The sequence below is a fragment of the Methylophilus flavus genome (genome assembly GCF_042678905.1).
In the GTDB taxonomy this organism is placed as follows: domain Bacteria; phylum Pseudomonadota; class Gammaproteobacteria; order Burkholderiales; family Methylophilaceae; genus Methylophilus; species Methylophilus flavus.
In genome coordinates this window covers 757,474-776,158 of sequence record NZ_JBHTLN010000001.1, presented here as the reverse complement: position 1 = coordinate 776,158, position 18,685 = coordinate 757,474, and the positions used below count along the sequence as shown (strand labels likewise).

The 18,685-nt window shown below is 50.5% G+C and carries 15 protein-coding genes and 4 tRNA genes; 17 read left to right on the top strand and 2 right to left on the bottom strand.

Annotation, left to right across the window (positions count from 1 at the left end; all coding sequences use genetic code 11):
- Position 1: 1 nt before the first annotated feature.
- From ACFQ2T_RS03640 to ACFQ2T_RS03605, 8 genes are all read left to right on the top strand, one after another.
- On the top strand, positions 2-748 hold the full coding sequence (locus tag ACFQ2T_RS03640) for a succinate dehydrogenase iron-sulfur subunit (RefSeq protein WP_379030637.1): 747 nt from the start codon (positions 2-4) through the stop codon (positions 746-748).
- Positions 749-757: 9 nt separating this feature from the next.
- Positions 758-1,060 (top strand): FAD assembly factor SdhE, encoded by a 303-nt coding sequence (locus tag ACFQ2T_RS03635; protein WP_379030634.1) that lies wholly within the window; start codon positions 758-760, stop codon positions 1,058-1,060.
- Positions 1,057-2,187 carry an HpcH/HpaI aldolase/citrate lyase family protein gene (locus tag ACFQ2T_RS03630; RefSeq protein WP_379030631.1) on the top strand — a complete coding sequence of 377 codons (1,131 nt, stop codon included), beginning with the start codon at positions 1,057-1,059 and terminating at the stop codon, positions 2,185-2,187. Before ACFQ2T_RS03635 ends, ACFQ2T_RS03630 begins: the two co-directional genes overlap by 4 nt.
- A 213-nt stretch (positions 2,188-2,400) precedes the next feature.
- Positions 2,401-4,050, top strand: a complete 1,650-nt coding sequence (locus ACFQ2T_RS03625) for an acyl-CoA synthetase (RefSeq protein ID WP_379030628.1) — start codon at positions 2,401-2,403, stop codon at positions 4,048-4,050.
- 39 nt (positions 4,051-4,089) lie between these two features.
- Positions 4,090-5,595: a fumarate hydratase gene (locus ACFQ2T_RS03620; RefSeq protein ID WP_379030625.1), complete on the top strand. Its 1,506-nt coding sequence runs from the start codon at positions 4,090-4,092 to the stop codon at positions 5,593-5,595.
- 128 nt (positions 5,596-5,723) lie between these two features.
- Complete coding sequence (locus tag ACFQ2T_RS03615) at positions 5,724-6,020, top strand: hypothetical protein (protein WP_379030622.1); 297 nt, start codon at positions 5,724-5,726, stop codon at positions 6,018-6,020.
- Positions 6,021-6,207: 187 nt separating this feature from the next.
- Positions 6,208-8,787 (top strand): bifunctional aconitate hydratase 2/2-methylisocitrate dehydratase, encoded by a 2,580-nt coding sequence (gene acnB / locus ACFQ2T_RS03610; RefSeq protein ID WP_379030619.1) that lies wholly within the window; start codon positions 6,208-6,210, stop codon positions 8,785-8,787.
- Between the two features lie 194 nt (positions 8,788-8,981).
- Positions 8,982-9,983: a crotonase/enoyl-CoA hydratase family protein gene (locus ACFQ2T_RS03605; protein WP_379030616.1), complete on the top strand. Its 1,002-nt coding sequence runs from the start codon at positions 8,982-8,984 to the stop codon at positions 9,981-9,983.
- A gap of 42 nt (positions 9,984-10,025) precedes the next feature.
- On the opposite strand, the gene ACFQ2T_RS03600 is transcribed toward ACFQ2T_RS03605, so the two are convergent.
- Positions 10,026-12,227 carry an ATP-binding protein gene (locus ACFQ2T_RS03600; protein WP_379030613.1) on the bottom strand — a complete coding sequence of 734 codons (2,202 nt, stop codon included), beginning with the start codon at positions 12,225-12,227 and terminating at the stop codon, positions 10,026-10,028.
- 295 nt (positions 12,228-12,522) lie between these two features.
- On the opposite strand from ACFQ2T_RS03600, the gene ACFQ2T_RS03595 reads away from it, so the two are divergent.
- Entirely contained in the window at positions 12,523-13,572 is a 1,050-nt protein-coding gene (locus ACFQ2T_RS03595; protein ID WP_379030610.1) for a DUF2914 domain-containing protein, read from the top strand.
- A 4-nt stretch (positions 13,573-13,576) separates the two neighbouring features.
- Here ACFQ2T_RS03595 and ACFQ2T_RS03590 read toward each other — a convergent pair whose 3' ends face one another.
- The gene (locus tag ACFQ2T_RS03590) at positions 13,577-14,416 is read right to left on the bottom strand and encodes a 23S rRNA (adenine(2030)-N(6))-methyltransferase RlmJ (protein WP_379030607.1); all 840 of its coding nucleotides are present in this window, start codon (positions 14,414-14,416) and stop codon (positions 13,577-13,579) included.
- A gap of 109 nt (positions 14,417-14,525) precedes the next feature.
- Here ACFQ2T_RS03590 and ACFQ2T_RS03585 point away from each other — a divergent pair, with 109 nt between their 5' ends.
- From ACFQ2T_RS03585 to ACFQ2T_RS03550, 8 genes are all read left to right on the top strand, one after another.
- Complete coding sequence (locus tag ACFQ2T_RS03585) at positions 14,526-15,242, top strand: cation diffusion facilitator family transporter (protein WP_379030605.1); 717 nt, start codon at positions 14,526-14,528, stop codon at positions 15,240-15,242.
- 32 nt (positions 15,243-15,274) lie between these two features.
- A complete protein-coding gene (locus ACFQ2T_RS03580; RefSeq protein WP_379030602.1) occupies positions 15,275-15,454 on the top strand; it encodes a tautomerase family protein in 180 nt (59 codons plus the stop codon).
- Positions 15,455-15,507: 53 nt separating this feature from the next.
- On the top strand, positions 15,508-17,307 hold the full coding sequence (uvrC, locus tag ACFQ2T_RS03575; RefSeq protein ID WP_379030599.1) for an excinuclease ABC subunit UvrC: 1,800 nt from the start codon (positions 15,508-15,510) through the stop codon (positions 17,305-17,307).
- Between the two features lie 51 nt (positions 17,308-17,358).
- A complete protein-coding gene (gene pgsA / locus ACFQ2T_RS03570; RefSeq protein WP_379030596.1) occupies positions 17,359-17,940 on the top strand; it encodes a CDP-diacylglycerol--glycerol-3-phosphate 3-phosphatidyltransferase in 582 nt (193 codons plus the stop codon).
- 107 nt (positions 17,941-18,047) lie between these two features.
- A tRNA-Gly gene (locus ACFQ2T_RS03565) sits at positions 18,048-18,123 on the top strand.
- 61 nt (positions 18,124-18,184) lie between these two features.
- Positions 18,185-18,258, top strand: a tRNA-Cys gene (locus tag ACFQ2T_RS03560).
- Between the two features lie 5 nt (positions 18,259-18,263).
- Positions 18,264-18,339 (top strand) — tRNA-Gly (locus ACFQ2T_RS03555).
- Between the two features lie 79 nt (positions 18,340-18,418).
- Positions 18,419-18,503, top strand: a tRNA-Leu gene (locus tag ACFQ2T_RS03550).
- The last annotated feature ends 182 nt before the right edge of the window (positions 18,504-18,685 follow it).

Here is an 18,685-nt window from a genome sequence, read left to right as displayed (position 1 = left end):
TATGCGTTTCTCCATCTACCGGTTTAATCCGGACGTAGACAAAAAGCCCTACATGCAGGACTACGATATCGCGCTGGAAGACAGCGACCAGATGCTGCTGGATGCGCTGATTCGGGTGAAAGCGCTGGATGATACCTTGAGTATGCGTAAGTCGTGCCGCGAAGGGGTGTGCGGCAGTGATGCGATGAATATCAATGGCAAGAATGGCCTGGCCTGTATTACCAAACTGGGAGATTTGCAGGAACCGGTAGTGCTGCGCCCTATGCCGGGCTTGCCGGTGATCCGCGATCTGGTGGTCGATATGACGCAGTTTTTTGAGCACTACAACTCGGTGATGCCATATTTGCAAAATCACGAGTCACCGCCGGAAACTGAGCGCCTGCAAAGCCCTGAAGACCGCGCCAAGCTCGATGGCCTGTATGAATGTATTTTATGCGGTGCCTGTACTACCTCATGCCCCAGTTTCTGGTGGAACCCGGACAAGTTTGTCGGCCCGGCCGGATTACTGCAAGCCTACCGTTTTATTGCTGATAGCCGCGACCAGGAGCAGGAAGCGCGCCTGGAAAACCTGGAAGACCCTTACCGTTTATACCGCTGCCATAACATCATGAACTGTACGGATGTCTGCCCAAAAAAACTCAACCCGAATGCAGCGATTGCAGCCATCAAGGATCTGAAAATAGAGACTGCCAAATCGCACAAGCAGGATGCGCCCGGCAAGAAAATCTTTGGTATCAAGGTACTTTAAGGAGTGGACATGTTGAACGCGGAAATCTTACGAGAAGCAGAACAACGGCGACTGGCCTGGCGCTGCCGCCGTGGCATGCTGGAACTGGATATCGTATTGCAACGCTTTGTCGGCAAACATTTTAATGGCCTGACCATGACGGAAATGGCACAGCTGGATACGCTCCTGGAATTGCCGGACAACGTGTTTTGGGAGTTGATACAAGAGGTCCAAACTCAAGTGTCAGCCACAAAATCACTGGCTAAAGAGTACGCATCCGTGTTGCAGAAATTAAGGGAAAGCCGGCCATCGGCAGAACAGGAAACTGCATGATTCAGCATATGGGGGAAGAGCCAATCGCGCTGGACGCCAGTGCCCTGGGTGATTACTGGCCGGGGATACAGCTTTATTATCCGCCGGTGAAATATGCGCCCAGCCTGGGTATTTATGAAGATATGGAGCAGGCAGCCAGCCGTATGGTCAAGCATGCCCATTTCACCAATGCACACACGCTGATTTTTGACCTGGAAGATGGCTGTAGGCAAAAGGAAATGAGCCGGACCTTGCTACGCCAGGAACTACCTAAGCTGCGTAAGGTGAACGAGCGGGTAACGATTGCCATCCGTGCCAACTCTTTTCGTACCGATGAGTACGAAGAGGACATGAAACTGGTGCGCGATATGGGCGAGTATATCGATGTCGTGATGCTGGCGAAAGCAGGGGAGTCCTATGGCGCGGCAGAGGTGCGTGATTTATCCAGTTTCCTGATCAGCATTAACCCGCACATTACCATCCAGCCGATTATCGAGCACCCGAAATCGCTCAAGATCGCGCCGGACTTGATGCAGTACGACACTGTAAAACATGTGGTATTCGGTATCCATGACTTCTCCAAGGCACTGGGCATACATATCACGCCGGAACACTGGATAGAAGAGCTGTTTTACTTTATCAACCAGATGATTTTTGAAGCCAGGATCGCCGGAAAAGGCGTGATTGGCGGCGTCGAAACACTGATAGGTAGCAATATCATGCCGGACAAATTTGTGGAGCCGCATGATGTACGCCGCTGGCTGGATCTGCATGGTGATAACGAGTCACGCGTGGTTTACAAGCATGCCTGCCAGGAAGCGGCCATGGGATTGACTGGCAAGCAGGTGATCCACCCCGGCCATATTCATTTGTGCAAAACCGCTTACACGCCATCGCCGACTGAAATCAACCAGAAAGTGGCGATCCTGAAAGCGGCGATTGAGGCGGATGCTTTGCTGGGTGGCGCAATCAAGTTCGACGGTGAGATGCTGGATCCGCCTATGTTTGGTAAGGCCTTGCAGACGCTGTTGCGGGCGCATGCATTAAGGGCATTGAAGACCAGTGATATGGAATTTGCGCTGCATGTGTTGCAGTTGATGCCGGCGCAAGTAGTACGCCAGAACTGGCCCTACGGCATTCTGCTTTAATCAATGGCTGCGCGGGCGAATCACTGCGTTGCGCGGTACTCGAAATCCTCATGTACTTGAGTACATTCCGGTTTCTGCGTGCCGTGCGTCTTGTGCTTCATCCCGCTCGCTCATTGATAGGAGTGATGATTACTTAAAAGGCATTTCCAAAAGAAATGCGTATGACGCGTGATAAAAACCCTGCACGCTTAGAGATTCAGGAAAGGTTTTGAGATGACACAGTTAGCACCTTATCCACAATGGCACTGGGACATCCCCGAGCTGTTTAATATTGGTGTCGCTTGTAGCGACCGCCATCTGGGTACTGCAAAAGCAGGTAAGATTGCCATGATTGTGGAGGATGATACCTTCGGCACTAGTACGATTACGTTTGCTGCGCTGGCGGAACAGACTAATCGTTTTGCACAAGTATTACGCGATCTTGGCGTGGTTGCGGGTGATCGCATCCTGATCCGTTTACCTAATAGCCTGGATTACCCTATCGCTTTTCTGGGGGCGATGAAAACTGGTGCGGTTTCAGTGCCAACGTCTACCTTGCTGACTGCGGAAGAAGTGGCTTATCTGGCGAAAGATTCAGGAGCTGTAGTGCTGGTAAGCGATGCAGCTGCTTGGGCGACTATGTCAGTCAAGATGCAGGAAAACATCGCGCAAACGCCCAACCTGAAGCATATTTTACTGACGCAGTTAACAAGCGAAGTTCCAACTTCAGGCGTGTTCAACGTATTGTCATTTAAAACAGCATTGTCAGTAGTTCAACAAGCCAAGCCCGCTTATGCAACACGCGCTGAAGATCCTGCTTACCTGGTCTACACTTCAGGGACGACTGGATATCCCAAAGGAGTATTGCATGCGCATCGGGCTTTGCTAGGACGCCAGCCCGCGGCAGAGTACTGGTTTAATTACAGTGATGAATTGCAAGACCGCATCATGCATTCCGGCAAGTTTAACTGGACTTATGTGTTAGGTACCGGCCTGATGGATCCTTTATATCTGGGTAAAACCGTGATTGTGCATGAAGGTAAGAATGATGCTCAAAAATGGCTGGACTTGATTGCCAAGCATAAAGCCACCATCTTTATTGGTGTGCCAACGATTTATCGCCAGTTATTACAGAAAACCACCGCTACCCAAGCGGATATACCAAGTGTGCGCCACTTTATGAGCGCCGGAGAGCATTTGTCCGATGAAGTGCTGACGCAATGGCGGGAGCGTTTCGGCTTGGATATCTATGAAGCGGTGGGCATGAGCGAGTTTTCCTATTACCTGTCGCAAAGTATTTACCGGCCCATACGCGCCGGGTCGGCTGGCTTTCCGCAGCCCGGACATGATCTGGAATTGCTGAACCCGGAAACGCGCGAGCCGGTCGCAGCAGGTGAAGAGGGGATGATTTGTGTGCCTGAGTCTGATCCGGGGTTGTTCCTGAGTTACTGGAATCTGCCGGAAGAAACCGCCAAATACAAACATGATGGTTATTTCTTCACCGGCGATTATGCCAAATACGACGCCGATGGTTATATCTGGTTTCTTGGCCGCAAGGATGACATTATCAAGAGCTTTGGCTACCGCGTCTCACCCTATGAGATCGAGCGGGTTTACAAAGGTCATCCTGGCGTGGCGGATTGCGCCGCGATTGGTGAAGAGATTGAGAAAGATAAACTGCTGGTGGTGATCTATGTGATTCCGAAACCAGAGTGTGAAGTGCAGGCAGATGAACTGATTGCTTTTGGCAAACAACACCTGGCCGCTTACAAAACACCAAAAACGGTTTACCTGGCAAAGGAATTTCCACGCACTAAAAATGGTAAAATTCTACGTAAAGATGTGGGACCGGCGATTGCCTACATGAAAAGCAGCGCCCGCTAACCATCACAATCATTTCAAGAACACCTATACCGAAAAGCCATGGCCCTGATCAAGACACAGGATTTTATCGAGAGTGTTGCGGATGCCCTGCAATATATCTCTTACTACCACCCTGAAGATTACATCCGGGCCTTGGCCGTTGCTTACGAAAAAGAACAATCTCCCGCCGCAAAAGACGCGATTGCACAGATTCTGACCAACTCGCGCATGTGCGCGGAAGGCAAACGCCCGTTGTGCCAGGACACCGGCATAGTGGTGGCGTTTGTCAAAGTCGGCATGCAAGCCCGCTTTGAAGGCGATATGACAGTGGCAGAGATGGTGAACGAGGGCGTGCACCGTGCTTACCTGCATCCGGAAAATACCTTGCGCGCTTCTATCGTTAATGATCCTGCCGGAGTACGCAAAAACACTAAAGACAATACGCCTGCCATTACCCATATCGAGATGGTTGCGGGTGACACGGTTGATATCCAGATCGCGGCCAAAGGCGGCGGCTCGGAGAATAAATCCAAACTGGCAATGCTGAACCCTAACGATAGTATCGTCGACTGGGTGATGAAAGTAGTCCCGCAGATGGGAGCTGGCTGGTGCCCGCCCGGTATGCTGGGCATAGGCATAGGCGGTAGTGCGGAAAAAGCCATGCTGCTGGCCAAAGAATCATTGATGCAGCCGATTGATATTCAGGAGTTACAAGCCCGCGGTGCGAAAAACAAAATCGAAGAACTGCGGCTGGAGTTGTATGAAAAGGTCAATCAGTTAGGCATAGGTGCGCAAGGGCTGGGTGGGCTTACCACGGTGCTGGATGTGAAAATCCTCGACTACCCGACTCATGCCGCCAGTTTGCCGGTGGCGATTATCCCGAATTGTGCGGCGACACGGCACGTGCATTTTACGCTTGACGGCTCAGGAGTGGCAGAGTTGACGCCGCCAAACTCTGATGTTTATCCGGATGTGCATTGGACACCAAGTCCGCAAGCTATCCGTGTTAATCTTGAAACAGTGACGCGCGAAGAAACCCAATCCTGGAAAAACGGCGATACCTTGTTGCTCACCGGCAAGATTCTGACCGGACGCGATGCAGCCCACAAACGCATTAAAACCATGCTGGATAAGGGCGAACCCTTGCCGGTGGATTTCAATAACCGCTTTATTTACTACGTTGGACCAGTCGATGCCGTCCGCGACGAAGCGGTCGGCCCGGCTGGCCCGACCACAGCAACCCGCATGGATAGCTATACCGATATGATGCTGAGCACTGGTTTGCTAGGCTCGATCGGCAAGGCCGAACGTGGTGAAGATGCTTTGGCTGAAATTGCCAAGCATCAGTCGGTTTATCTGATGGCGGTAGGTGGTGCAGCTTACCTGGTAAGCAAGGCAATCAAGAAATCCCGCGTGCTGGCTTTTGAAGATTTAGGCATGGAGGCCATCTATGAGTTTGATGTGGTGGATATGCCGGTGACTGTGGCCGTGAGTGCCAATGGCGAATCTGTGCACAATACCGGGCCTGCGCTGTGGAAAAAAAAGATTGCCTTGCTCGCGGTATGATTTTAATCGCACTCATGTGCCTGAAATCACAGAGTTTGCGCACGAATAGGTGAAAGATACGTCATACTACTAAGGGCATAAATGAGGCCAGTATGATAAAAATGAATGGTGGGAAATTGCGATGTTCAATGGCATGCGTTTGGCTGATGTGTAGTGTCAGCCTGGTTGTGCATGCGGAATCCGCGCTGGATTATTTTACTGACAAGGATGGCCGCTACAGCGGGCCTTCACTGGAAGATCAGGTTGCCTTGATGGATACTGATCGCAACGGCTTTGCCGATGTGTTTGAGGTGCGTGCCTATCTGGAAAAACAGCATGGCAAAGGCTACCAGAAAGAATTGCTGGATAAATGGGAGTCGTCTGCCTCTGGCAAGAGTTGCAGCACCCCGTTTGCCAAAGAACTATATAGCGACAGTAACCGATAGTGTATTTTCGCTGTCGGTGCTTGTCAATTAGAAGATAATATTGAATGTTACAAGCAGTTAACATTCTGCAGAATGGACTGCATTATAATTAAGTGAGGCTACACCTCACACTCAGGCAAATATCCAGCGTTATTTGCATCACTATTTTGTATTATCACCGACTTTGTTTTTTGATAGAGCCTACATCATGTTACAAGCATACGATATCCACGTAAAAGAACGCGCCGCGCAAAACCTGCCTCCCTTGCCACTTAATGCCGAGCAGGTGGCGGAACTGGTTGAGTTGTTAAAAAATCCTCCTGCCGGTCAGGAAGCCTTGTTGGTTGATCTGCTGCAAAACCGTATTCCTGCTGGCGTAGACCAGGCGGCTTATGTGAAAGCAGCCTTTTTGGCCGACATTGCGAATGGCACATCGCAATCACCACTGGTCAGCGCCGAAAAAGCGGTGGAATTACTGGGTACCATGCTGGGTGGCTATAACGTGCAGGCACTAGTGGCTTTGCTGGATACGCCTATGGCGTCCCATGCAGTCAAAGCACTGTCTACCACTATCCTGCTGTTCGATGCATTTCATGATGTAGATGAAAAAATGAAAGCGGGTAACCCGCATGCCAAAACATTGATTACTTCGTGGGCGAACGCTGACTGGTTCACCAGCAAGCCAGCCCTGGCAGAAGAAATCAAACTGGTAGTATTCAAGCTTGAAGGCGAAACCAATACTGATGACTTGAGCCCGGCACAAGATGCCTGGAGCCGCCCGGATATTCCTTTGCATGCCAAAGCCATGCTGGTCAATCGCATGACTGACGGTCTCACTGTGATCGAAAACCTCAAGCAAAAAGGTTTGCCATTAGCTTATGTGGGTGACGTAGTCGGTACAGGTTCCTCGCGTAAATCTGCCATTAACTCAGTGCAATGGTGGATGGGCGACGACATTCCGTTTATTCCTAACAAGCGTACCGGTGGCGTGGTCATCGGCAGCAAAATTGCGCCTATCTTTTTTAACACCGCTGAAGACTCCGGTGCGTTACCGATTCAATGTGATGTTTCCGGGCTGAACACTGGTGATGTGATTGTGATCAAACCCTATGAAGGCAAAGTATTGTCTGAGGCGGGTGCATTACTGTCTACTTTTGAGATGAATCCGATTACCTTACCGGACGAAGTGCGTGCCGGTGGCCGTATTCCGCTGATTATTGGTCGCGGCCTGACTTCGAATGCTCGCAAGGCCTTAAACCTGCCGGACACTGATGTTTTCATCAAATCGATTCCAGCTAAGGATACCGGTAAAGGTTATACCCTGGCACAGAAAATGGTCGGCCGTGCCTGTGGCTTGCCAGAAGGTTTCGGCGTCCGCCCTGGTACGTACTGTGAACCGAAAGCTACTACGGTGGGTTCACAGGATACCACCGGCGGGATGACGCGTGATGAGCTGAAAGAACTCGCTTGCCTGGGCTTTAGTGCAGATCTGGTGATGCAAAGCTTCTGCCATACTGCGGCTTACCCGAAACCGGTCGATATCAAGCTGCAACACGAATTACCTGAGTTTATGTCCAGCCGTGGTGGCGTCAGTTTACGTGCTGGCGATGGCGTGATTCACTCATGGTTGAACCGCTTGATTCTGCCGGATACCGTCGGTACCGGTGGTGACTCACATACCCGCTTCCCGATTGGCATCAGCTTTCCGGCCGGTTCCGGCCTGGTAGCATTTGCCGCAGCCACAGGTGCCATGCCACTGGATATGCCGGAATCTGTACTGGTGCGCTTTAAAGGCGAGATGCAGCCTGGCATTACCTTGCGTGACCTGGTGAATGCGATTCCCTATGCTGCGATTAAAGAAGGGACTTTAACGGTAGGCAAGCAGGGCAAGAAAAACGTATTCAATGGCCGCGTGCTGGAAATCGAAGGCTTGCCAGACCTGAAAGTGGAACAGGCTTTTGAACTGGCCGATGCTTCTGCCGAGCGTTCCGCCAATGGATGTACCGTATTGTTGAACAAGGAGCCGGTGATCGAATTCCTGAGTTCCAATATCGTGCTGATGCAGAACATGATCGAAAACGGCTATGCCGATGCACGTACGCTGGAGCGCCGTATCGCCAGCATGAAAGCCTGGCTGGCGAAGCCGGAGCTGTTGCAACCGGATAGCGATGCCGAATACGCCCATATCATTGAAATCGACCTGAAAGACATCACGGAACCACTGGTCGCTTGCCCGAATGACCCGGACGATATCAAACCATTATCTGCAGTTGTCGGTGACAAGATTGATGAAGTCTTTATCGGTAGCTGCATGACCAATATCGGTCATTATCGTGCCGCCGGTAAGGTACTGGAAGGCGCGGGCGGTATTCCAACCCGATTGTGGATTGCACCGCCGACGCGTATGGATGAAGCACAATTGCGTGCAGAAGGTGTGTACTCAACCTTTGGTGTCGCCGGTGCGCGTACTGAAATTCCGGGTTGCTCGCTATGTATGGGTAATCAGGCGCGCGTGGCCGATAAAGCCACGGTATTCTCCACCTCTACCCGTAACTTTGATAACCGCATGGGTAAGGATGCACGAGTATACCTTGGCTCGGCTGAGCTGGCGGCAGTGTGCGCCAAACTGGGCAGGATGCCTACTGTGCAAGAATACCTCGATACCTTGGGTACTCGCCTCACCAATACGGCCGAGATATACAAATACCTGAATTTTGACCAAATGACACAATATGCAGATTCCCTGCAGAATGTGAAAAAGATTATCCCGATTCAAGAAACGGCATAGGCTTTTTATACGGCTGATAAAAGGGAGCTTAGGCTCCCTTTTTGTTTTCAGTCAGAACGCATCCTTGCAACTGTAAAACCTGCATTGCTGACACCAGTTTTGATTATGATGTATTTACCTGCATATATTTTTTGATGCGTATGCGTCAGATATGCTGAGTCCGTCACCATTTTTTCACAGCCAAGGAGAAGCACATGAAACCGTTTGACCAAGGATTGGTTAATTATCAACATCGTTTATTGGCTCATGATTACGGTCAGGTATTTTGCCGTTTTGATGCCAAACAGCAGGCTTTATGGAGCTATTTACATCAACCGCAACGTATTCCGTGCATCAACCATGAGTTGTTGCTGAATCTGCATGCGCATCATGAAGATATCCAGCGCAGCGGAGGCTATGTACAAACGGACTCTGAAGAAGTGTTGCCTATCCGCTATTCCATTTTTACTTCAGCCACCGCAGGTTATTTCAATATGGGCGGCGATTTGAGCAAAATGGCAGAGGCCATCCGCAATAAAGACCGTGCCCAGTTACAAGACTATGCAAAGTTGAGCATTGATGTGGTGGCGCAACGGGCATTTCGTTTTAACCTTGATCATGTCACCAAAATATCGCTATTGCAGGGAGAAGTGTTAGGCGCAGGGATAGAAGCAGCATTGACCAGTGATGTGCTGATTGCAGAACGCCAATCAGTGTTCTGCTTTCCGGAATTATTTTTTAACATGATTCCTGGTATGGGTGCTTACAGCTTTATCGCGCGTAAAGCCGGCATGGCTGTGGCGGATAAAATGATCCTGGGTTGCGAGCGGTTTACCGCTGAGCAATGCCTGGAAATGGGCCTGATTGATGTGGTGGTGGATGAAGGTGAGGGTGAACAGGCCGTGCAGGCTTTTATCCAGAAAAACAGCCGCCAGTCAGAAGGCTTTTTATCTGCGCAGAAAGCCAAGGCCAGGGTCAATCCCTTAACTTATAGCGAGCTTGAAGATATCGTCAATGTCTGGGTGGAAAATGCGCTGCGGCTGACTGAACGCGATTTAAAAGTGATGGACCGCTTTTATCGTGCGCAGTCCCGGTTATTTCCTGCTCAGGCATCTGAGAGTCAAGAGTCTGAGTCAGTGCATAACATAGACTCAGCGAATGACATTCAATCGGCAAATAACACTCAAATGGTACAGCACCATGCTGTGAATCAATAATGTTGCAGCTTACCTGTCATGCTTAAGTGCCCAGGCGCCCAATCATTTATTGGATCGTTTAGAAGAAAGCTTGCTGCGGTACTGCTGCAGTTGTGTGCGCGTTTCTTCGTACACATCCACAACGGCTTGATACAGGCCGGAAATGGTTTGGGCATCTGCCATACTTAAGCCTAACAGGCGGCGGCTACGCTTGCTGAGCGGAATCAGGCCCATATTGGCAGATTCCCCGGCCAGTGTATGCGCCAGCTTGTGCACGTGCTCAAACTTCAGGTCCAGGCATTCTGTGCCCAGGGTGCGAATCATGTCATCCGTCGTTTCAATAAATTCTGTAATCAGGCGATATAAAAACGCTTCACTACCGCCGAGTTTCAGTAAATGCTCCATGCGGTCATTGTCCAGCAGCGGCTCGCTAAGTGGAGTCATACTGGCTACTTTTTCGGCAGGCAATTCAGTGTGTGGACTGTTGGCTTTAACCAGCGCTTGCGCCGCAGTTGCGCGTGACGCACTTGCGGCAGGTTTGGCCGCAGGTTTCTCAATATTGCCGGTATCTATCGTTTGCGCAATGGCTTCAATCAAACCTTGAATCTGCCGCGAAATCACCGGCTTGGTCAGCACTTGGTAAACCCCTGCGTTTAGGCAGCGATCCTGCGTGGCCTTGGTGGCATCGGCGGTCAGGATGACTGTACGCAGCGGTTTGCTACCGGGCAGGGCATGGTAGATATTAAATACTTCCAGGCCATTCATTTCCGGCATGTTGTAATCCAGTATCATCAGGTCAAACTGATGATGTTCCAGCGCATCGAGTGCCTCGTCGCCATTATCGGCGGCTTTCACCACGCAATGCATGCGCTGCAATGTTTCATTCAGGATCATGCGGTTGACCACATTGTCGTCTGCGATCAGCACGCGGATTTTCTTGCGGAAACGGGTATGGCTGCTCAATGGCACCACGTTTGAAGTCAACTCAAGATTGACCTCATTTGAAACGTGTTGCGCGGAGGATTCACCGTGGGCCAGTGGCAACATCACTTCAAATGTGGTGCCGCTGGTGACATCACTGGTGACCTGAATCTTGCCGTCCATTAACTCAACCAGTTGCTTGGCAATCGAGGTGCCCAAGCCAGTGCCGCCATAGCGTCTGGTGATACTGCTGTCTGCCTGGGTAAAGCTGTCAAAAATATGCGGCAGTGCATCCGGTTTAATACCGATGCCAGTATCGCGGATATGGAATTTAAGTACGCTCATATTGGCATAGTGCTGCGTCAAAGTGACCACGACATCGACACCACCATGCTGCGTGAATTTGATCGCATTCGCCACCAGGTTCATCAATACCTGTTCAATATGGTGCATGCTGCCCACATAATGGCGTTCTACTGCCGGTTCCAGGTTAAAGCGCAACCATAATTGTTTGCGCTCGACTTCAATCTGGAACATCAGTTGTAGTCTATGAATCAGGTCCGGTAAATAGAATGGAATATCTTCCAGGTCGATTTTGCCTTTTTCGATCTTGCTGATATCGAGCACGTCATTGATCAGCTTTTTCAGGCTATTAGCCGATGCGCCAACCATTTTCAGCAATTCGGATTGTTTTTTGTCCAGTTTGGATTGCGCCAGTAATTCACTGGCACCAATAATGCCATTGAGAGGGGTTCGCATTTCATGGCTAATATTGGAAAGGAAGTTGGTTTTGGCCTCGTTGGCTTCACCGGCCTGTTTGGTGGCTTTTTCCAGGCTGATCTGCAAGCGCAGGGTATGCGGGGGAATAAGCAGGAGTGTCAGCAGGAAGCCGTAAGCCAGATGCTGGTGCTGGTTCCAGTAAGGGTTAAGGTATAAGGTAATGCTGAACCCGATCAGGCTGAGTACATAACAACCTTTGAAAAACTTGGTGCCGTAGCGCAGGCCATAACCGATAATCAGCCATAGATAAATGCCAATAAAAACGCCAGCCATGGCGCCTGAAATCATCTGCTCCAGCGAAGTGGCCGTGATATCCATGACCATGGCGACCCATTGCCGCCGTTCATTTTTCTGCGGATTACGCAAAATGTTGAACAACATCAGGAAACCACAACACAGGTAAATCAGGCAGACGCCGACCGGTTGGTAACCGCTGCCATTAAATAAAAGGTAGAGTGTGATGAAACTGACAAAAGTCACTCGAATCAACGCCTGTTCAGTTTCATTGCTGACGGATTTGATTTCGGTTAACTTATATATTATTTGTCTGATTAAATCACGCATGCTTGATTGCGGCCGGAATTATGTCATATCGGGGCAGATGCCCATCGTCTGGTCATCTTCTATGGATGTATAACGGACGATTCTTAAGATAACTTAAAGTTTAACAGGCTAAATTTGATAATCAAAGAAAGTTTACCTTTTAAGCGCCAAGCAGTGACAGTTACTGCCAGATATGATAAAAAAGCCTATGCTTTGCTGATTTTTACCCCTCACTATGACTGACCCCACCGTTTCTACGCCCGATTGTACGCCTCCCTCTTTCATCTCCCGCTGTCTTATGCGCACCAGGGCGCTATTGCCGATCTCATTTTTTATCGGCGGATTTGTGTGGGATGCAATCACCATAGGCAAGAAGGTCGCCATGCTCGATATGGTGATTTTTGCGTTGTATTTATTCATGGCCGCGATTTTAATGCATCAACTGGCAGAACCTTCCTCAAGCACCAGGCGTGTCGGTGAAAGGTTGCTAGGCTGGCAATGGGTTCAGAGCAGGGTATCCAGCTGGGCAGTGCACGACTGGCCTTACTGGATACTGCAATTCCTGTTTGGCAGCGTTTTGAGCGCGTTGTTTATCCTTTACTTTAAAAGCTCCAGTTATGGCCTGGCCTGGGTGCTGACATTGCTGCTGGGCGCCTTGCTGGTTGCAAACGAATTTATGGAAAGTGAATACCGGCGCCTGAGTCTTTGCTGGAGCATGTTCGGTTTGTGCTCCATTTTATGGTGCAACTTTGCCTTCCCTTTCCTGTTTGGCAGTGTGCATGCCGCCTGGTTTTATTTGAGCACGTTATTAGGTGCCACCATTACTTATGTGCTATACCAGCGTGCACCACGCCATGCCGGGCGCATCTGGCCGGTATGGGCAATTGCAGGCTTGTTAATGGTTGCCTACAGGGCGGACATGATTCCGCCAGTGCCATTGGTAAAACAGGCGGTGGTGGTCGCTTATGATCTGGAAAAGTCAGAGAAGGGCTACTGGATGACGGTGGAAAAGTCGCCATGGTGGAATTTCTGGCGCGTGGATAATGATCATTTTTATCTGGCACCAGGGCAGAAGCTGGTGTGTTTTTCATCGGTGTTCGCGCCACAGGGCTTGCATACCAAACTCGTGCATGACTGGCAGAGGAAAGTGGCAGGACAGTGGGTCAGTGTCTCAACCCCGGGATTTTCGCTGGCGGGTGGCCGGGATAACGGCTATCGCGGATATACCTATAAAAGTAATGTCACCGCGGGCGAATGGCGGGTCAAGATTCAAACTGCCACCAGGCAAACGATTGCGGTGAGTACTTTTAGTGTCAGCATCGGCACGCAGTCAGAATTGAATCATCGCGTACGCATACGTTATTAACTGGTTAGCGTTGCTGGCCTTCGCACCATGCGCGCGCATGTGTATCCAGCGCAAGCGTTTGTGCCAGCCAGTCCAGGTGCGGTTCAATTGATTGCCTCAAGGTCCATGGCGGATTGATCACCCACACGCCACTGCCATGCATGCCAAAGCCATCTGCACTTGGCTGCTGTACATCCAGGCAAACATGCAAATAATCGGTATTGAGGCTGTGCAGCTTATCCAGCATTTGCTGCGGTTCAGGCCGTTGCAGGCGCGGATACCAGATCAGGTAAGTGCCAGTGGCGAAGCGCTTCAGGCTGTCTTTAATGCAATCCACCACGCGCATGTAGTCATCTTTTACTTCATAGGGCGGGTCTATCAGCACCATGGCGCGTTTGGTTGGCGGCGGCAGGCAGGCTTTGATGCCCTCGAATCCATCCCTGGCCTGTATGATGACCTGCTTTTTCTGTGCATTGAACGCCTGCTCAAGCAATGCAGCATCGGCTGGATGCAGCTCAAACAAACGCAGTTTGTCATCTGCCCTTAAAAAGTGCTGTGCAATACAGGGTGAGCCAGGGTATGTGTCCTTACCGCTGGTGGCATGCGTCGCTGAAACGGCTTGCAGATAGCTATCAAAGACTTCGGGCGTGTCGGCCTGCTTCAGCCTGGCGATTCCACCCAAATACTCGGCCGTTTTATTGGCAACAGCTGTATCCAGGCGGTAAATGCCGGCGCCTGCATGGGTATCGATTGCCCAGTAAGGTTTATCTTTCTGGTTAAAATAATCCAGCACCAGGCTATAAACCCAATGCTTGAGGACATCGGCATGATTGCCGGCGTGAAAGGCGTGGCGGTAACTTAACATGGCATGGCTCTTGAACAGTCGTTATTATAAGTCACAATGCGGCGGTCACTCTCTGCATTTTTCTCGCGGCCTATTGTAGAAGCAGCCCAAATTGCTTTAGCATGCAGGCATGGATAAATCGCATACCAAACACAAGGAAACACACGATTGCTGTGGTTCAGGTCATCACGAATATAATGAAAAACACGCTCACACGCATGATGATCATGCGCATAACGATCACACACATGGCAACCCATTTTTAATTCCTTTCCTGGCCATCACCGTGTTTGCCGTGGTCGAGTTTGCAGGCGGCATGTGGACACAATCGCTGGCGCTGTTAAGTGATGCCTGGCATATGCTGTTTGATGTGCTGGCCCTGGGCCTGGCCATGTGGGCCGCGCATCACGCCCGCAAAAGCCCTGAATCCAGCCGGCTGGAGCTGCGTGTCTCCATGGTGAATGCCGTATCCATGCTATTGGTTGCGGTGTGGATCATCATCGAAGCCATTGAAAGACTCAGGAATCCCGTGCCGGTGGCAGGGGGCTACGTCAGTGTCATTGCGGTGCTGGGGCTGCTGGTGAATATCTTTGTTGCCAAGCATATGCACCACCAGCATCAACATCATGGCGGTGACGCCAGCCTGAACCACCGGGCCGCTTTCTTGCATGTGCTGGGTGATTTGCTAGGCTCAGTCACTGCCATTGTGGCAGGTGTCGTGATTTACTTTACCGGCTGGGTGACCATAGACCCGATCTTGTCTATCGTGATTTCAGTATTGCTGTTTGCTGTCACCCTTAATTTAATCAGGGACATACGACGTGGCACTATTCATCACCCACATTAGTCATCACCCCCATTAATCTGAAGGAGACCATCATGCCTTACGTGAATATCAAACTTGCAGGTTCAGTGACCAAAGAGCAGAAAAAACTCATTGCCAAGGAAATCACCGAAACCCTGACCAAGCATGCCCAAAAACCGGCCAACTACACCTATATTGTGTTTGAAGAGGTCGCGTATGAAGATTGGGCGATTGGTGGTGAGTTACTGGGGTGACGCGCTCAAAGCTGCCGCCTTCAAACCCGGCAACATGCGTGTAAAATACACGCATGTTTGATTCCAAGCCAGTACTCAAGAACTTACCCAATTTGCCAGGTGTTTACCGCATGCTGAATGCGGAAAACACTGTGATTTATGTCGGCAAAGCCAAAGACCTGAAAAAACGGGTTTCCAGCTACTTTAATAAAAACATCAATAGTCCGCGCACCAAAATGATGGTGTCGCAGATTGCGGGCATAGAAACCACAGTCACGCGCTCTGAAGCTGAGGCCTTGCTGCTGGAAAATAATATGATTAAAGGGCTGATGCCGCGCTACAACGTGTTGTTTCGCGATGATAAGTCCTACCCTTATATTTCCCTCACTGGCGATGCGTTTCCCAGGCTGGCATTTCACAGAGGCACACAGCGTAAAGGTCACCAGTATTTCGGCCCATTCCCCAGTGCACTGGCGGTGCGTGAGAGTATCCAGTTACTACAAAAAGTATTCAAGTTGCGCACCTGTGAAAATACCGTCTTTTCCAATCGCTCCCGCCCATGCCTGCAATACCAGATCGCGCGCTGTACCGCGCCTTGTGTGGACCTGATCTCGAAAGAAAATTACGCACAAGATGTACGTCATGCCGCCATGTTTTTGTTGGGTAAAACCAATGAAGTGATTGATGCCATCGGTGATGAAATGAATCGGGCCGCCGAAGAAATGGAATATGAACATGCTGCGATTCTGCGTGATCGCATGCAGGCTTTACGCCAGGTGCAGGCCAAGCAGTTTGTGAGTGATTTCAGTGTCAGCGATGCCGATGTCATTGCCTGTGCCGAGGCTGAAGGGCAGCATTGCATTAATCTGGTGATGATCCGTGGCGGACGCCATCTCGGCGATAAAAGCTTTTTCCCTAAAAACAGCCAGGATGCCGAGCTGACCGAAACCGTGGAAGCGTTTCTCACGCAATATTACATTTCGCAAAACACGCCGCCCTTACTGGTATGTGGCGCTGAAGTGGATAAAGAAGAATTTGAGGAAGTGCTCAGCGAGCAGGCTGGTCGCAAGATTCGCGTGCTGACCAATGCCATCGGGGATAAAAAAGTCTGGCTGAAAATGGCGCAAACCAATGCCGAGCTCGCCTTGCAGCAACGCATGGCTACTTCAGCCAACCAGCAGGCGCGACTGGTCGCATTGCGTGAAGCACTACGCCTGACTGAAAGTACAGAGCGCATCGAGTGTTTCGATATCAGCCATACCATGGGCGAGGCGACCGTCGGCAGTTGCGTGGTGTTTGACCGTGGCGATATGCAGAATAGCGAGTACCGGCGCTACAACATCACCGGCATTACACCAGGCGATGATTATGCCGCCATGCGCGATGTATTGACCCGGCGTTATAAGAAAGTAGCAGCGGGTGAGGGTAAGCGACCTGACCTGGTGTTTATCGATGGCGGCAAAGGCCAGTTGGGCGTGGCTATCGAAGTCATGCAGGAAGTTGGCCTTGACGATATTTTGCTGGTAGGTATCGCCAAAGGCGAAGAACGCAGGCCGGGCCTGGAGACCATGATTTTTTCCGACACCGGCGAAATGCTGAATCTGCCTACAGATAATATCGGCCTGCACCTGTTACAGCAGATCCGTGACGAAGCGCACAGATTCGCCATTACCGGCCACCGAGCCAAACGTGCCAAAGCACGCATCACTTCCAGTCTTGAGGAAATAGAAGGTGTCGGCGCCAAGCGACGCAAGGCCCTGCTCATGCGTTTTGGTGGCCTGGATGGGATAAAAAGTGCTAGCATAGATGAAATTGCCAAAGTGGAAGGCATTAGCCAGGCGTTGGCGCAAAGCATTTACGAGCGCCTGCATTAAAGTCTTTCAAGCAAAGTACTTACCAGCGACTAAAACCAGAAACAGATATCTATGTGGACCATCCCCAACCTGCTCACCTTGCTGCGTATCGCCATGATTCCGGTGTTCGTCGGTATGTTCTACCTGCCAGCCAATGCCGTTTCAGCTGAAGGACTCCCTGCCCACTGGGTGAACCTTACTGCTTCCTCCGTCTTCATGCTGGCCGCTTTTACTGACTGGCTGGATGGGTACTGGGCGCGCAGATACCAACAAATGTCCAAGTTCGGCGCATTTCTTGACCCGGTGGCCGATAAATTGATGGTGGCCGCAGCGCTCATCGTGCTGGTAGAACTCAACCGGGTAGGGGCTGTGGTGGCCTTGATCATCATAGGCCGTGAAATTGCCATCAGTGCCTTACGTGAGTGGATGGCCAGCATCGGTAAAGGTGCTAATGTCGCCGTTGCCGTCGTCGGTAAAGTAAAAACCGCAGCGCAAATGCTGGCTATTATTTTGCTGCTCTGGTACGACCCGCTATTCGGATTAAACATCCAGTGGTTTGGTGAATGGCTGATCGTCATTGCTGCATTACTGACACTGATTTCCATGGGATATTACTTGCGCGCAGCCTGGCCTGCCATCCGCGAAACCCTCTAAAAAAGCATTCCTGGTAAAAGTCTGGTTTTTTCATAAATCTTCCTTGACACAGGGTCAAAAATCATTAAAATGCCAGCTTCCTTACGACGCATGGCGCAAGGAAATACGCGGGAATAGCTCAGTTGGTAGAGCGCAACCTTGCCAAGGTTGAGGTCGCGAGTTCGAGACTCGTTTCCCGCTCCAAATTCAGGGGAAAGCACAGCTTTCCCTTTTTAACATAAGATGTTTTTATGTTGTTGGTTCTGGCGCGATAGCAAAGCGGTTATGCCGCGGCCTGCAAAGCCGTTTAGGCCGGTTCGACTCCGGCTCGCGCCTCCAGATATGCGGGAATAGCTCAGTTGGTAGAGCGCAACCTTGCCAAGGTTGAGGTCGCGAGTTCGAGACTCGTTTCCCGCTCCAAATTTCTCACAAGCGCGTTGCCTAAAAAGGTATGCAAAACCTTTCAAGGTGGTAAAATACGCAGCTTGTCAGACCTACCGCCCGGATGGTGAAACTGGTAGACACAAGGGACTTAAAATCCCTCGCCGCAAGGTGTGCCGGTTCGATTCCGGCTCCGGGCACCACTTAAGATGTACAAGAGTCCATCAAGTAAAAAAAGCAGCCTTTATTCAATAAATAAAGGCTTTTTTTACGTCCAGAGTTTTTTATATTGCTGTTTGACAGCCCTTATTTTTGTTAGTAACGTTTGGAGTAAGCTACTTTTATTAGAAGTCCGTTACCGGTCACTGATATATCGATTGAGGAA

Bases quoted from the DNA above. Each gene is read 5' to 3' on its own strand.
- ACFQ2T_RS03640 (WP_379030637.1), top strand. From the start codon at position 2: ATGCGTTTCTCCATCTACCGGTTTAATCCGGACGTAGACAAAAAGCCC.
- ACFQ2T_RS03635 (WP_379030634.1), top strand. From the start codon at position 758: ATGTTGAACGCGGAAATCTTACGAGAAGCAGAACAACGGCGACTGGCC.
- ACFQ2T_RS03630 (WP_379030631.1), top strand. From the start codon at position 1,057: ATGATTCAGCATATGGGGGAAGAGCCAATCGCGCTGGACGCCAGTGCC.
- ACFQ2T_RS03625 (WP_379030628.1), top strand. From the start codon at position 2,401: ATGACACAGTTAGCACCTTATCCACAATGGCACTGGGACATCCCCGAG.
- ACFQ2T_RS03620 (WP_379030625.1), top strand. From the start codon at position 4,090: ATGGCCCTGATCAAGACACAGGATTTTATCGAGAGTGTTGCGGATGCC.
- ACFQ2T_RS03615 (WP_379030622.1), top strand. From the start codon at position 5,724: ATGGCATGCGTTTGGCTGATGTGTAGTGTCAGCCTGGTTGTGCATGCG.
- acnB (WP_379030619.1), top strand. From the start codon at position 6,208: ATGTTACAAGCATACGATATCCACGTAAAAGAACGCGCCGCGCAAAAC.
- ACFQ2T_RS03605 (WP_379030616.1), top strand. From the start codon at position 8,982: ATGAAACCGTTTGACCAAGGATTGGTTAATTATCAACATCGTTTATTG.
- ACFQ2T_RS03600 (WP_379030613.1), bottom strand. From the start codon at position 12,227: ATGCGTGATTTAATCAGACAAATAATATATAAGTTAACCGAAATCAAA.
- ACFQ2T_RS03590 (WP_379030607.1), bottom strand. From the start codon at position 14,416: ATGTTAAGTTACCGCCACGCCTTTCACGCCGGCAATCATGCCGATGTC.
- ACFQ2T_RS03585 (WP_379030605.1), top strand. From the start codon at position 14,526: ATGGATAAATCGCATACCAAACACAAGGAAACACACGATTGCTGTGGT.
- ACFQ2T_RS03580 (WP_379030602.1), top strand. From the start codon at position 15,275: ATGCCTTACGTGAATATCAAACTTGCAGGTTCAGTGACCAAAGAGCAG.
- uvrC (WP_379030599.1), top strand. From the start codon at position 15,508: ATGTTTGATTCCAAGCCAGTACTCAAGAACTTACCCAATTTGCCAGGT.
- pgsA (WP_379030596.1), top strand. From the start codon at position 17,359: ATGTGGACCATCCCCAACCTGCTCACCTTGCTGCGTATCGCCATGATT.